The organism is Arthrobacter sp. H14, assembly GCF_000520495.1.
GTDB lineage: Bacteria > Actinomycetota > Actinomycetes > Actinomycetales > Micrococcaceae > Arthrobacter_C.
In genome coordinates this window covers 16,991-30,991 of the sequence record NZ_KI914652.1, presented here as the reverse complement: position 1 = coordinate 30,991, position 14,001 = coordinate 16,991, and the positions used below count along the sequence as shown (strand labels likewise).

General features: G+C 64.1%; 10 protein-coding genes. 4 read left to right on the top strand and 6 right to left on the bottom strand.

Features of this window, described 5'->3' with window-relative positions; translation table 11 throughout:
• Positions 1-67 precede the first annotated feature (67 nt).
• The 4 genes from Y707_RS25200 to ftsY all read right to left on the bottom strand — a co-directional run bounded on the left by Y707_RS25200 (position 68) and on the right by ftsY (position 5,476).
• Complete coding sequence (locus Y707_RS25200) at positions 68-1,522, bottom strand: PQQ-dependent sugar dehydrogenase (protein WP_051441887.1); 1,455 nt, start codon at positions 1,520-1,522, stop codon at positions 68-70.
• A gap of 333 nt (positions 1,523-1,855) precedes the next feature.
• Positions 1,856-3,187, bottom strand: a complete 1,332-nt coding sequence (locus Y707_RS25195; RefSeq protein WP_081744803.1) for an ammonium transporter — start codon at positions 3,185-3,187, stop codon at positions 1,856-1,858.
• A gap of 105 nt (positions 3,188-3,292) precedes the next feature.
• Positions 3,293-4,204: an alpha/beta fold hydrolase gene (locus Y707_RS28995; RefSeq protein WP_155852896.1), complete on the bottom strand. Its 912-nt coding sequence runs from the start codon at positions 4,202-4,204 to the stop codon at positions 3,293-3,295.
• Positions 4,205-4,264: 60 nt separating this feature from the next.
• Positions 4,265-5,476: a signal recognition particle-docking protein FtsY gene (gene ftsY / locus Y707_RS0111065; protein ID WP_026535143.1), complete on the bottom strand. Its 1,212-nt coding sequence runs from the start codon at positions 5,474-5,476 to the stop codon at positions 4,265-4,267.
• A 66-nt stretch (positions 5,477-5,542) separates the two neighbouring features.
• Here ftsY and Y707_RS25185 point away from each other — a divergent pair, with 66 nt between their 5' ends.
• Together Y707_RS25185 and Y707_RS0111055 are read left to right on the top strand one after the other, a co-directional pair.
• Positions 5,543-6,826 (top strand): MFS transporter, encoded by a 1,284-nt coding sequence (locus tag Y707_RS25185; RefSeq protein WP_081744800.1) that lies wholly within the window; start codon positions 5,543-5,545, stop codon positions 6,824-6,826.
• Between the two features lie 106 nt (positions 6,827-6,932).
• The gene (locus Y707_RS0111055; RefSeq protein ID WP_026535142.1) at positions 6,933-7,550 is read left to right on the top strand and encodes a class I SAM-dependent methyltransferase; all 618 of its coding nucleotides are present in this window, start codon (positions 6,933-6,935) and stop codon (positions 7,548-7,550) included.
• A 163-nt stretch (positions 7,551-7,713) separates the two neighbouring features.
• On the opposite strand, the gene smc is transcribed toward Y707_RS0111055, so the two are convergent.
• Positions 7,714-11,544, bottom strand: a complete 3,831-nt coding sequence (smc, locus tag Y707_RS0111050; RefSeq protein ID WP_081744799.1) for a chromosome segregation protein SMC — start codon at positions 11,542-11,544, stop codon at positions 7,714-7,716.
• 98 nt (positions 11,545-11,642) lie between these two features.
• Between smc and Y707_RS0111045 the strand changes: the two genes are divergently transcribed.
• Positions 11,643-12,599, top strand: coding sequence for an FAD-dependent oxidoreductase (locus Y707_RS0111045; protein ID WP_026535140.1), 957 nt, complete (start codon positions 11,643-11,645; stop codon positions 12,597-12,599).
• Here the strand turns inward: Y707_RS0111045 and Y707_RS0111040 are convergent.
• The gene (locus Y707_RS0111040) at positions 12,596-13,156 is read right to left on the bottom strand and encodes a cysteine hydrolase family protein (RefSeq protein ID WP_035781298.1); all 561 of its coding nucleotides are present in this window, start codon (positions 13,154-13,156) and stop codon (positions 12,596-12,598) included. The two genes, Y707_RS0111045 and Y707_RS0111040, sit on opposite strands and share 4 nt — an antisense overlap.
• A gap of 204 nt (positions 13,157-13,360) precedes the next feature.
• Here Y707_RS0111040 and Y707_RS25180 point away from each other — a divergent pair.
• The coding region (locus Y707_RS25180) for a thiolase family protein (RefSeq protein ID WP_035781296.1) at positions 13,361-14,001 on the top strand (641 nt) is incomplete at its 3' end.

The window sequence follows — 14,001 nt, the reverse complement described above, 5'->3', positions numbered from 1 at the left end:
CCGGCTCGTTAGGACCCGAGGACTGGGACACCTCCCGGGAGAAACCGCTTCTCAGCTGACATCGGGCTTAGTCGCGGCAGTCGGCGTCGTCGGCGCATTCACGCACCAGTTTCATCACGACTCCCCGCTCCTCGTCAGGCCCGCCGCTCTTGTTGGCCAGCAGATAAAGCTCACCGTTCATATCCTCGCCCATCCCGAGCACGAACAAGTTGATGTGCCCGTTGACCAGGTTGAAGACATTCGGGGTGCGTTCGTCCGGATCCGCCTTATCGTCCTCAACGACATACATCACCCGTCCGTTGGCGGAGTTGAAGCCGTCGGAGTAGTCACCGAACACGTACGTGCCAAACAACTCCGGCAGTTCGGAGCCACGGTAGACAAATCCGCCGATGCTGGCGACTCCCTCGTCATGGTCGTACTGCGCAACGGGATCAATCAGGCCGGCCGGCTCACCAGGCGTATTGGCAAAAACGAAACCGTCAGAGGCAAACCCGTTGAGCGCCGTGCCATTGGGATTGAACTGGAAGGTCCCCTCCTTGAGGTGCCACCCGTAATTTCCACCTTGCACAATCCGCGCGTCGACCTCTTCAATATTGTTTTGGCCGACGTCGGCGGTCCAGATCATGCCCGTTCCACCCAGATCGGCACGGTCGGACGAGGCACGGAACGGATTGCGGAACCCGGACGCAAAGATCGTCGGCACCGTATCCGTGAGCGGATCCATCCGAAGGATCTTTCCGAGCAGCTTGTCCGGATTCTGCGCGTTGCCCGGGCCTTCATGGCTGATACAGGGACCTTCACCGGCGATACCGAGCTGGCCGTTCTGGTCATCGGCGCAGCCGCCGTCGCCGGACGTAATGTACATCAGGTTCCGGTCTGCAGGCGTGGTTCCGAAGAACAGCGCCCCGCCATTGTGATTGAACTGCGGTTCCAGGATGGTGAAAAGGACCCTGCTGTTGGCCGCCGGCGTCAACGGCTGGCGTTTCATCACGTTTGCCGTGGGATTTGGAACCGTCCATTCGCGCACTGTCGCCAAGTGGTTTGGCTGCTGGTCGGGTGTCGAGGCCGTGCCCGGGATGGGTTCGGACGTCATCGTGTACAGCAAGCCGTTGGCCGCGTAATCCGGGTGGAACGCAACCCCGAGGAAGCCGCGCTCGTCGGCATCGAGGATGAGCGGCACCAGCAGCGATGCGGTATCAAGGATCTTGTTCTTGTCGCCGGTTTCCAGGTTTACCGCCCACAGCGGGCCGTCCTGGTCGACAACGAACAGGACGCCGGGAACACCTGGTGCGTATGTCCCCCAGTTCGGCGCCGTCAGGCCTTTGCCTTCGGTGACGGTTTGCAGCTCCATTTGGATGGCGCCGTCGTCAATGTGTCCATCGATGGGATCGTCGATGGGAGCCACCGGACCGGGTGAATGCCCGGCCGTTGCGGTTCCCACAGAACCGGCGACAACCAGGCTGAAGATGACTGAGATAAAACCGGCGGTGATGCCGGGTCTGACTTTGGAATGAGCTCGCATTGCGATCGCCTTCCTTGGCGGAGCGAAACGGTCCCGGCATCAGGGATGGTGAAGCTTCCCAGCCAGGGGTAAATGAAGGAAGAGCCGTCTTCGGTACCGGCCGCACTTCCGCCCGTATCCGGGCGGAAGGCGCCGGCCCCGGAGGCGCTCCAGACATTGTGCTCACACTTGCAAGGGCGTCAGTCTAGCACCGTGAATCTACAGACGGCAGGGCCAAAGGCACTGAATATGCTGCATTCCCGTTGTTCTCATTCGTCCCAATATTCAAACCACTCCCAGTTGCGTTCCTGGCATCGATTTCCATTCCCGGATCATCACTCAGTCCAATTCCGGTCATGTCCAACCTGGCTGAACCTGGCTCGACCCGGCTCTAGCCACCGGGATGCGGTCCTTGTCATCACCCCGCGTCGATACCTCGGTGTAGCCGGGATCCAGCTCGGCAAACTCGTAGGCCGCTTCGGCGTGCTCGCTGAGGTCGACTCCCGCCACCTCGTGGTCCTGACTGACCCGGAATCCAACAGTGCGGTTGATGCCAAATCCAATCAGCCAAGTCAGCGCCGCGGTAAAGACAATGGCGACGACGACGGCGGCAAGCTGGGCGATGAGCTGGTCGTAGCCGCCGCCATAGAACAGGCCCCCGTTCACCCCATCCCCGCCGTCGACGGGCATGGCGATGAATCCCGGCGCCACGGTTCCCACCAATCCGGCGGCAAGGTGTACACCGACGACGTCGAGCGAGTCGTCGAAACCGAGGCGGTACTTCAGTCCAACGGCCAGCGCCGCCACGGAGCCCGCGACCACGCCGAGGGCCAGTGCACCGAGCGGACTAACGCTCGCACAGGCGGGTGTGATTGCCACCAGCCCGGCGACGACGCCGGAGGCCGCACCGACGGAGGTGGGCCGGCCGTCGCGGATCCGTTCGGTGACCAGCCAACCGATCATGGCAGCGGCCGGAGCGGCAAGCGTGTTGATCCAGATCAGGCCGGCTTCCTCCGCCGAGCCCGCTGCGCCTGCGTTAAACCCGAACCAACCGAACCAGAGCAGTGCCGCACCGAGCATCACGAAGGGAACGCTGTGCGCGCGGTGGAACGGACTCTTGGTGAAACCGTGTCGTTTTCCGATGATCAGTGCGAGCACCAGGGCGGCGACGCCGGCGCTGATGTGCACGACTGTCCCGCCGGCAAAGTCGATGGCAGCACCGAAGGTCCTTCCGATCAGGCCGTCCTCGGTCAGCAACCCACCGCCCCAAACCATGAACGCCATCGGACAGTACACCAGGGTCACCCACAGCGGCACGAACAGCGACCAGGAAGCGAATTTGGTCCGGTCGGCGATCGCGCCACTGATCAGCGCCACGGTGATGATGGCGAAGGTGGCGCCGTATCCTGCGCCGATCAAATCTTCTGTCCCTATCAGGTTCATCAGACCCGCCGAGGTAAAGGGATTGCCAAACAACTGAGCGACTCCGTTCCCGCCGGTCATGGAGTATCCCCAGAGAACCCATACGACGCCGACCAGTGCAACGGAGACAAAGCTCATCATCATCATGTTTACGGCGGCCTTCGCCCTGGCCATTCCGCCATAGAAGAACGCCAGTCCGGGTGTCATTAGCAACACCAGTGCCGCGGACAGCATGACCCAAATATGACCTGCAGTCAGTTCCATCATTAATGCCCTTCTCACCAACTACGGGAATTTCCCGCTGGTTTCGAGCATGCCGCTGCTATGTTTCGGCTAAGGTAGAGTTACATTTCAGGCATGTAAAAATTATCAGGAGCCATCCGCTTGTGACTGGGGACGACCCTGGCTGGGAGCGGAAGCCCGCTCCTGAATGTATGCGGCCGTGGCGTCTGCCCTGAAATAGAGGTGGTGATGGGTGCGCGGAATGAAATCGAGCACCGTTCCGCGAATGGCGGCCAGGCGTGCTGCGATATCGCGGAACACCGGTACGGCCGATGTCCCGCACACCACCCGTACGTCGACGTCGAGGGCTGCCAATGCTGCTTCGTCCGGCGTTTCGAACCCCAGCTGGATATCGTTCTTCACAAAGGCCTCGGCATTGAGATCGCGGCGTTCTCCGTACCACTCCTTACCCGTCGGGGGCTCAAAAAATCCCCGGGAGGTGCCCTCCTTGACGCCGGCGGTGGCCCTTCCCAAGGCCGCAAGGGCGCCGACCCAGTCATCGGGAAAGGCAGTCAGGTAATGGTCGATAGTGCGGGATGCGACGTCCTGGAGTCTCCGGCCGTCTTCCGTGAGGCTGAAATACCCGGGTTCGTAAACCAGGACGGACTTCACCAACTCTGGATACCGCAGTGCGAACTGCAGCGCAATGATCCCGCCGGTACCGGATCCAAAGACGACGACATCTTCCAGCCCCAGCGCCTCGATCAGCCCGGCAGCGTCGTCGGCATGTTGCCCCGAACCGCATCCCGGCCAGTTCTCCCTGCCGCTGCGGGAGGTGCCCCGGTTGTCATAGGTAACAACGGTAAAACCCGTCAGCCGCTCGGCAACTCCCCGGTAGATCTCCGCGTCCTCGTAAACGGAGGAGACCAACAGGACGGCCGGACCGCTGCCACGGACTTCCGCGTAGATCATCGTGCCGTTGACAGCGTAGTACCCTGCCCGCGGCTCTTCCGCTCCGGGCAATGCGTCAGGATTAGGCTTCCGCACCGTAGGGTCCACATCAACAGACTATGGCCGCCGGCTCCTTTTCGGTAGATGGCGGCACGAAATCCGCAGCGGCTACGCGAGCAACGCGTCCACGAACTGCTCAGCGTCGAAGGGTGCCAGGTCGTCTGCTCCCTCGCCCAGTCCGATCAGCTTCACCGGGACGCCCAGTTCGCGCTGGATGGCTACGACGATGCCGCCCTTGGCGGTTCCGTCCAGTTTGGTCAGCACGATGCCGGTGATGTCCACGACCTCCGAGAACACCTTGGCCTGCGCCATGCCGTTCTGCCCGGTCGTCGCGTCCAGCACCAGCAGGACCTCATCGACGGTGGCCTGCTTTTCGACGACGCGTTTGACCTTGCCCAGCTGGTCCATCAGGCCAACCTTGTTCTGCAGGCGTCCGGCTGTGTCGATCATGACGACGTCGACCTCACCTTCGATCCCGGCCTTCACCGATTCGAAGGCAACGGAGGCAGGGTCAGCACCTTCGACGTCGGACTTCACCGTGGCGACGCCGACCCGTTGGCCCCAGGTTGCCAGCTGTTCGGAAGCTGCGGCACGGAAAGTGTCCGCGGCACCCAACAGGACTTCCTTGTTTTCAGCCACGAGCACCCGCGCCAGCTTGCCAACAGTCGTGGTCTTGCCGACACCGTTGACACCGACCACCATCATCACAGCCGGCCGGTCAGCATGCCTGTCCACGGCCAGCGAGCGGTCCATCGTCGGGTCCACCAGCTTGATCAATTCCTCGCGGAGGAGTTCGCGGACGTGCTCCGGGGTGCGGCTGCCCATCACCGTCACACGTTCGCGCAGCGCGTCGATCAGCTGCATGGTCGGTTCGGTGCCGAGGTCGGCCAGCAGCAGCGTCTCTTCGATTTCGTCCCAGACGTCTTCGTCAATCTTGTCCCGGGACAGCAGCATCAACAGCCCCTTGCCCAGGGCGTTGTTGGACTTCGACAAGCGTTCGCGCAGCCGCACCAGCCGGCCGGCGGCAGGTTCCGGAGCTTCCACCTCAAGCTGCTCAAGACCGGCGAGATCATCCTCAACGGGTGCCGTCTCCGTCAGGTCCTCGCGCGGCTCTACGGTTTCCGGGCCGCCGGGCGGAGCTTCCGTCGGCTGTCCAAGGGTGTCTGTTCCGCCACCGGGAGCGGGGTCGTTGGCGTCCCTGGTCGTGGTGAAGGTGTCCTTGGTCCGGCGGGTCTTGACCAGCACGGCGGCCAGGATTCCCAGCACGGCGATGGCCAGGACGATGTACAAAATGATCGGAAGAATACCTGAATCAGTCACGCGTCCTAGCTTCTCACATGCGTCCGACAGGCTGCAGGTCGGGTTATCTGAGAGACTTTATCTGCCATGGTCAGACTCCCCCGCTTCTCCCGCTCCCCCGGCGCGCCCAGCACGGCGACGCCTCCAGCCCCGCGGTTGCCGATTCCGCAGGAGATCCGCGTCCTCATTGCCGCCGCCTTCGTGATTGCGCTCGGCTATGGATTGGTCTCACCCGTCCTGCCGCAGTTCGCGCAGAGCTTCAATGTCGGCGTCGCTGCCGCTTCGGTCATCGTCAGCGCCTTCGCGTTCACCCGATTGATCTTCGCCCCGGTTGGCGGGCAGCTGATCGGCAAGCTCGGCGAACGCCCGGTGTACGTCACAGGGCTGCTGATCGTGGCCGCCTCGACCGGTGCGTGCGCGTTCGCGCAGGACTATTGGCAGCTGCTGATCTTCCGCGGCCTCGGCGGTATTGGATCGACGATGTTCACCGTGTCGGCGATGGGCCTGATCATCCGGCTGGCACCGCCTTCGATCCGCGGCCGCGTCTCCAGCGCCTACGCCTCGGCCTTCCTCCTGGGCAGTATCGGCGGACCGGTGCTTGGTGGACTGCTGGCCGGGTTCGGACTCCGTGTGCCGTTCCTCGTCTACGCCGTCGCCCTGCTGATTGCGGCCGCCGTCGTATTCTTCCGGCTCAAGGACGCATCCCTGGGCTCGAAGGAAGCGAAGAAGAAGCAGATTCCAATGACGTTCCGGGAGGCGATCGGCGACAGTGCCTACCGCTCCGCCCTGGCCTCCAGCTTCGCCAATGGCTGGTCATCGTTCGGCGTCCGGGTTGCCCTGATTCCGCTGTTCGCGGCCGCTGCCCTGGGCGCCGGCCCGCAGATTGCCGGAATCGCGCTGGCCGTTTTCGCCGCGGGCAATGCCGCCGCGCTGACGGTCTCCGGACGCTTGGCCGACAGCATCGGACGTAAACCGCTCATTCTGACCGGTCTGGTGGTCAACGGCCTAGCCACCGGCGCGATCGGTTTTACCGATACGGTCTGGCTGTTCCTGACCGTCTCCGTCATCGCCGGCATGGGGTCGGGCCTGCTGAACCCGGCACAGCAGGCGACCGTGGCCGACGTCGTCGGAAACGACCGCGGCGGTGGCAAAGTGCTGGCCGCTTTCCAGATGACCGCCGATACCGGTGCCATCCTCGGGCCCATCCTCGCCGGGCTGCTGGCGGACCGGTTGTCCTACAGCTGGGCCTTCGGGCTGACCGGTGTCATCGCACTGCTGGCTGCGGTGGCCTGGCTCGGCGGCCGGGAAACCTTATCGCGGGACGATCATGCGCAGACATCGAAGAAGGACGAGGCAGCCGAAGGGGCGTAGCCCATGGGGACCCCGGCCTGCTCCCCGCCGTCGAACTGCAGCGCATCGAACAGGTCCTCACCGTGTCGGTCCGGCGTCCCTGCGGCGTGAACAGCACAATGGAGGGATGACTGACGAGACGCGTTGGGAACGTCCGGATCACGCGGGCATCCGGAAGCAGTTCGAGGACCGGTTCCGGCAGATGCACGACGAAGGGACGGACACGGCCGGGGAGGCGCGTTTCATCGATATGTTGCTGGACCGCGGGTCGACGGTGCTCGACGCCGGTTGCGGCACCGGCCGGCTCACCGCCGAGCTGAACCTGCGCGGACACCTGTGTATCGGCGTCGACAAGGATCCGAAGCTGCTCAAGACCGCGAAGGAACTGCACGGCCCCGGTCATGACTTCCTACGGTCGGATCTCGTGGACGTGACGGGAGAATGGCTGGCTGCGGGCGGCTTACCCCGGACCTATGACCTGATCGCCGCGATCGGCAACGTGATGGCGTACCTGGCGCCAGGATCGGAAATCCAGGTGCTGCGGAATTTCGCTGCTCTGCTGACCGACGGCGGCCGCCTCGTCACAGGCTTCGCGGCCGACCGGGACTACACTCTCGAGCAGTTCGACGACGACGCCTCAGCTGCCGGTTTCCGGGTTGAGCACCGCTTCGGCAGCTGGCAACTGGCTGCGTTCGACGACGACGCTGACTGGGCGACGACCGTACTTCGCCGTTCCGGACAGTAAGGACGGTACTTCGCCGTTCCGGGCGGTAGGACTGCTTCAATCGGTCGCACCGCTTTCGCCACTCGAACCGCTCCCGTTTGTGACAAATTGACCTGCGCGCACAGGTCAATTTGTCACAAACGGGAGCATCCCCTCGGACGCTGCAGGTCGACGTCCCCGCACCCTAAGCCTCGACCCCGATACGCTGGCTGATCACGGTTGTGACGCCGTCGCCACGCATCGTTACGCCATACAATGCGTCGGCCACTTCCATGGTCCGCTTCTGATGCGTGATGATGATCAGCTGGCTGGACTCGCGCAGCTCCTCGAAGATGGTGATCAGCCGGCTCAGGTTGGTGTCGTCGAGTGCGGCCTCGACCTCGTCCATCACGTAGAACGGTGACGGCCGCGCCTTGAAGATCGCCACCAGGAGTGCGACGGCGGTCAGTGAACGTTCCCCGCCCGACAACAGGGACAGCCGCTTGATCTTCTTGCCGGCCGGACGTGCCTCCACTTCGATTCCGGTGATCAGCATGTCGTCCGGGTCGGTCAGGACCAGTCTGCCTTCGCCGCCGGGGAAGAGCCGCCCGAAGACGCGCTCGAACTGCACCGCGGTGTCCTGGTAGGCGGCGGTAAAAACCTGCTCGACGCGTTCGTCCACCTGCCGGATGATGTCGAGCAGGTCCTTGCGCGTTGATTTCAGGTCCTCCAGCTGGCTGCTCAGGTACTGGTGGCGCTCCTCAAGGGCGGCGAACTCTTCCAGGGCCAGCGGATTGACCTTGCCGAGGGCGGCCAGATCCCTTTCGGCTCGCTTGAGCCGCTTCTGCTGCTCAGCACGATTGAACGGGATGCCATCCGGCTCCGGCTCGTTCCCGGCGGAAGTTTCCGCTTCAGATTCACCGGCGCCATTTTTGCCGTTGCCGTTGCCGTTGCCGTTGCCGTTGCCAAGATCGTCGCCGCTGTCGGCACCGTCATTCACCGTCCCGGCTCCTGCCCCACCGCCGCCGTTCCCGCCAGTGTTGGCGTTCCCGTCGTCGGCACCGTCACCATCCCCGTCGTCGTCGACGTCGGCCGCTGCCGTCTCTTCCCCGGTCAGCGGCGCGTCGAGTGCGGCCCACTTGTCCCGCTTGGCCGGCGCGGCTTTCCGCAGCGGCTCCGGTTCCTTCGGCACGGGCACCAGCTGGTCCGGCCCGTATTCGGCCACCAAGTGGTCGGCGGTCAGCCCGAGCTCCTCGATCGCCTTGGTTTCCAGCGCCTCAATCCGCGCCCGCTGCTCTGCCCGGGCCAGTTCGTCCCGGTGCACGGAATCGGTCAACTCCGCCAGCTCGGCCAGGTGCTTCTCGTTTGCCGTGCGGATCGCCACGAGCTCGGTGTCCCACGCCGCGCGAACCTCTTCGGCCTCATCCCGCTCCCTGCCGGCAAGCCCAACCGAAACGTCGATGAAGGCGAGTGCGGTCCCGGCACCCTTGGCCACCGCTGCGGCCTTGCGTGCCTGGATCTGCCGGCGCCTGGCCCGTTCGGCCGCCTGCGCACGCGCACGCCGCTCCGTTTCCGCCGCCCGTTCCAGTGATGCCGCCCGGTTTCCGATGGCGGTCAGTTGCTCCTCACCCGAGCGCAGTGCGAGCCGGGCCTCCATTTCCGTCTGGCGCGCTTCCGTCGCCGCTTCCGCGAGTTCGTCCCGGTACTCGGTAGAGGGTTCCTCGTCGGCGGGAGCGTCCTCGGCCGCCTGGAGCCGCTCGGTTACGGCTGTCAACGCTTCCTGCTCGGTAATGATGTTCGCCTCGGCAGCCTCGACCAGCTTGGCGAGCCGCTCCGACTCCCCTACCGCCGACCGCAGCATCGAGCCGAGGTGGCCGAGGCGTTCGGCGACCGCGGAGAATTTCGCGTCCGATTCGTGCAGCTCTTCCAGTGCCGCGTCGGTGCCTTGCTGAGCTTCCTCCCGCTTCGCATTCGCGTTGGCCAGCGCAAAGCGGGCCCGCTCGGACCGCGCCGTTGCCTCGTTCAGCTTCGCCGTCGTCTCGTCGACCGCTGCCTGCACCTCAAGCAGGCTCGGCGCACTGGAGGATCCGCCGCGTACGGACAGTGCGGTGAACACGTCACCGTCGGACGTCACCGCGGTCAGTTGTGGATGTTTCGCAATGACGGTTCCGGCCGTTGCAAGATTATCGACGACGACGACGCCGGCCAGCAGCGCCTCGATGGCACCCTTGAGTTCGGGTTTGGCGGTCACGAGGCCGACGGCCGGTTTGGCCCCGGACGGCAGGTCCTTGTATTCCTGCGCATCAACCGCGGCTCCGTCGGCCAGCACCAGATCGACCCGGCCGCCGTCGTCGTCCTTGAGCTTGCGCAACGCCCGCACAGCGGCGTCCGCGTCGGTGACTGCCACGGCCTCGGCGGCCGGACCCAGTGCTGCCGCGATCGCGGTCTCGTAGCCGGATTCGATCGTGATCAGGTCCGCCACACCGCTGAGTACGCCCTTCAGCCCGGCGGACAGCAGCGAGCCGGAGCCGTCCTTGCGCTTGAGCCCAACTTCGAGGGCCTCGCGCCGGGCGGCCAGGGAATCACGACCCCGTTCGGACTCGCGTTCTTCGGTTTTCAGCGCCTCAATCCGGTCCAGGATGCCGTCGAGTTCCTCTTCGGCGCTTTGATAGGCGGCATCGAGACCCTCCTCCCCTTCCTCCGCCCCGGCGACCTGGCTCTCCAGTGCGGTGAACTCGGACTGGGCTTTGGTGCGGCGTTCTTCGGCATCGTGAATGGACTGGCGCAGCCGGCCAAGCTCCGCTTCAGCCGATTCCACCCTCGAACGCGCCGTTCCCACCTGTCCGGCGAGCCTGGCGAGTCCCTCGCGCCGGTCGGCCGCGGCGCGCATGATGGCAGTCAGGCGTTTTTCCTCTTCGGCGGCCATCTGTTCGGCCTGGCCGCGGGCGGCGATGGCCATTTCCAATGAGCCGCGCCGGTCGGCAATAGAGCCTTCCAGTTCGGCCTGTTCCTTCCGGACGCGGGCTGCCTGCTGCTCGAGCTGATCCGGATCCCGCCCCATGTCCTGGGGTTCATCGGATGAACCCAGCAGCCGACGTCGTTCCGTTGCCAGGTTCCGCAGCGAGCGGAGCCTTTCCCGGGTGGACGAAAGCTGGTACCAGACGTCCCGGGCCGCCCGCAGTTTGGGCGTCGCCTCCGAGGCCAACCGCTCCAGCTCGGATTGCCTGGCACGGCCAGTCTCGAGTGCCTTCTCGACCTCCGCCCGGCGCTGCTTCAACGCCGTCTCGTCGGCGACTTCCTGCTCCAAGTTGGTGGTGAGGCGGACCAGGTCATCGGCCAACAGGCGGGCGCGGGCATCCCGGACCTCGAACTGAACGGTCTGCGCGCGGCGGGCGACTTCGGCCTGTTTACCCAAAGGTGTGAGCTGCCGCCGGATTTCACCGGTGAGGTCGTTCAGCCGGGACAAATTGCCCTGCATGGCCTCGAGTTTGCGGACCGTCTTTTCCTTGCGGCGGCGGTGCTTGAGGATTCCCGCGGCTTCTTCGATGAACCCACGGCGGTCCTCGGCGGTTGCGTGCAGGATCTTGTCCAGCTGGCCCTGTCCGACAATCACGTGCATCTCGCGGCCCAGACCGGAATCGGAGAGCAGTTCCTGGATGTCGAGCAGCCGGCAGTTGGCGCCATTGATCGCATACTCGGAGCCGCCGGCGCGGAACAGGGTGCGGGAAATGGTGACTTCGGAATATTCGATCGGCAGGGCGCCGTCGGCATTGTCAATGGTCAGCGAAACCTGCGCCCGCCCCAGTGGAGCCCGTCCCGACGAGCCGGATGTACCGGCGAAGATAACGTCTTCCATCTTCCCGCCGCGCAGGGTTTTCGCGCCCTGTTCGCCCATCACCCAGGCGAGGGCGTCCACCACATTGGACTTGCCGGAACCATTGGGCCCGACGACGGCGGTTACCCCGGGCTCGAAGTCGAAAGTCGTCGCAGACGCGAAGGACTTGAAGCCGCGGACGGTCAAACTCTTCAGGTGCAAGGACTTGGACTCTTTCTGGCGCGGGAGTGTTCTGTCCCAATTTACTGCGAGTATCGCGTTTCGGCCGCCATTTCCATGCGTTATGCCATTATGAGCTCATGCACGCAGTCGTTCTCGGCGCCGGGATGAGTGGATTGGCCTCCGCCCTGCTGCTGCGCCGGGCCGGTCACGACGTCACCGTCGTCAGCGACAAGCGGGTGCAGGCGACGACGTCGCATCTCGCCGCCGCTGTGTGGTTTCCCACTGCTGCCGGGCCGCCGGAGAAGGTCGGGCCCTGGGGTAACGAAACCTACTCCGTGCTGGCCGGCGAAGCAGCGGATGGCCATCCCGGGGTGACGATGCTCGAATCGCTGACCCTTTACCGGGAAGAGCCTGGCGAACCGGACTGGGCAAAGTCGGTCCGCGATGTCCGCCCGGCAAGGCCGGAAGAACTTCCGCCCGGCTACCGGCACGGCCTGCGCTTCGTCGTGCCGTTGGTGGAGATGCCGACGTATCTGCCCGGGCTGCTGCGCCGGGCGGGTTCGATGGGGGTGAACTACGTGGCCGAGCGGGTTCATCGGCTGGACGACCTGCTGTCCTGGAGACCAGACCTGGTAGTCAACGCCGCAGGGATGGCCGCCGGTCCCCTGGTGGGCGACGACAACACCTATCCGGTCCGCGGCCAGATTGTAAGGGTCCGCAACTCCGGCCTGAGCATCTCGGTCCGCGACGAAAAACACCCGGGCGGCCGCGCCTATGTTCATCCCCGCAGCAGTGACTGCATTCTCGGCGGAACGTTCGACGTCGGCGAATGGGACGACACGCCGGATCCGTTCGAGACGAAGTCGATCCTGGACCGTTGCACCGACATCGTGCCCGCCCTGGCCGGTGCGGAGGTCATCGAGAGCGTCGTTGGGCTGCGGCCCGGACGGCCGGAAGTCCGGCTGGAAATCGGCACGGAGCTGCTCCCTGTTCCGGTGATCCACAATTACGGCCACGGCGGCTCCGGCATCACCATCGGCTGGGGCTGCGCCGCAGAAGTGGTCAGGCTCGCCAATAAGTCTTCCGCTTCCTAGGAAACCCCGAAAACGTCCCGCAGGATCTCCTCGTTGGACAGGATGGGCTGCCGGTACTCGGCATTGAGCAGCTCGAGCGTGCGCTCATGCACGTCGGGAACATGTGAGGCGATGGCATCCTTGGCCAGGATCACCTCGCGGTTTCGTGCATAGGCTTCAGCCGCAGTCACTGCAACGCAGGTATGGGTCGATACACCGCATATGACGATTTTCTCCGCGTGCAGGTTTTTCAGCCGCTCTTCCAGATCAGTTCCGTAGAACGAGTTATCGCGGGTCTTGACGACCTGCACCGCATCCTCAACGGCGAGCCCCTCTACGTTCTGCGCATCGTCGTCACCGACAAAGACGAATCCCTGGTCGTCCTCGATCATGCTCTGTGTCCAGGTGGACTTATTGCGTTCATGCTGCGTGCGGATATTGACCACCGGAATGCCCTTTTCCTTTGCCGCATCCGCCAGTTCGTTGACCTTGGCGGTCAATTCTTTCCGCAGCGGTTTCAGAGGTTCGCCTTCGAAAAATGCATTAATCATGTCGACGACTACCAATGCGGTGGACATAGTAAGTATCCTTTCCATTACGGGTACTCCAGCATAGTTCCTAGTGCCGGAGCACGGTGAATGACGCGGCAACCAACGCGGTATGTTCTCTTGGCGGCATATGCGGAACTACGCTGAGAGGTGCATAGTTAACTACCTGACCTGTTTTTTGCGCGTTTCGGCAACCTGCAGGCGTCCCAGTCGGCATCACACAGAGGCAGCAATTTGATCGGCAACGCAACGTTTCGGCATACCAACACCGCTTTGCTGGCGGTAACCAGCGTCGAGGCGCCCGTTATTGTCCCCTCTTCGGACTTCGACCGCAGTCTCGGTTCAGCGCTGAAGCGCCTGGGGCTTTCCACCAGGCTGCTGGAACGTGTCGCAGGTATTAAAGAACGCCGCTGGTGGGACCAGGGAACATCGTTCGTCGACGCCGCCATGGAGGCCGGGGCCAAAGCCCTCGCCGCGGCCGGAATCGAACCGGGTCAGGTCGGCATGCTGATCAACACCTCAGTCAGCCGCGAAAACCTTGAGCCGTCCGTGGCCGTAAAGATCCACCATGGACTCGGTCTGCCATCGTCGGCGATAAACTTTGACATCACCAACGCCTGCCTGGGTTTCCTTAACGGCATCAACCTTGCGGCGAACATGATCGACGCCGGCCAGATCAAGTACGCCGTGATCGTCAATGGCGAGGATTCGCAGGCCACGCAGGAAGCCACCGTGCGCCGGCTCAATCACCCGGAGACCACCCGCGACGACTTCATGCGGGAGTTCGCCACCCTCACGCTCGGCTCCGGTGCTGCCGCGGCCGTGATCGGGCCAGCCGATGCGCATACCGGTTCCCACCGGGTCATCGGCGGGGG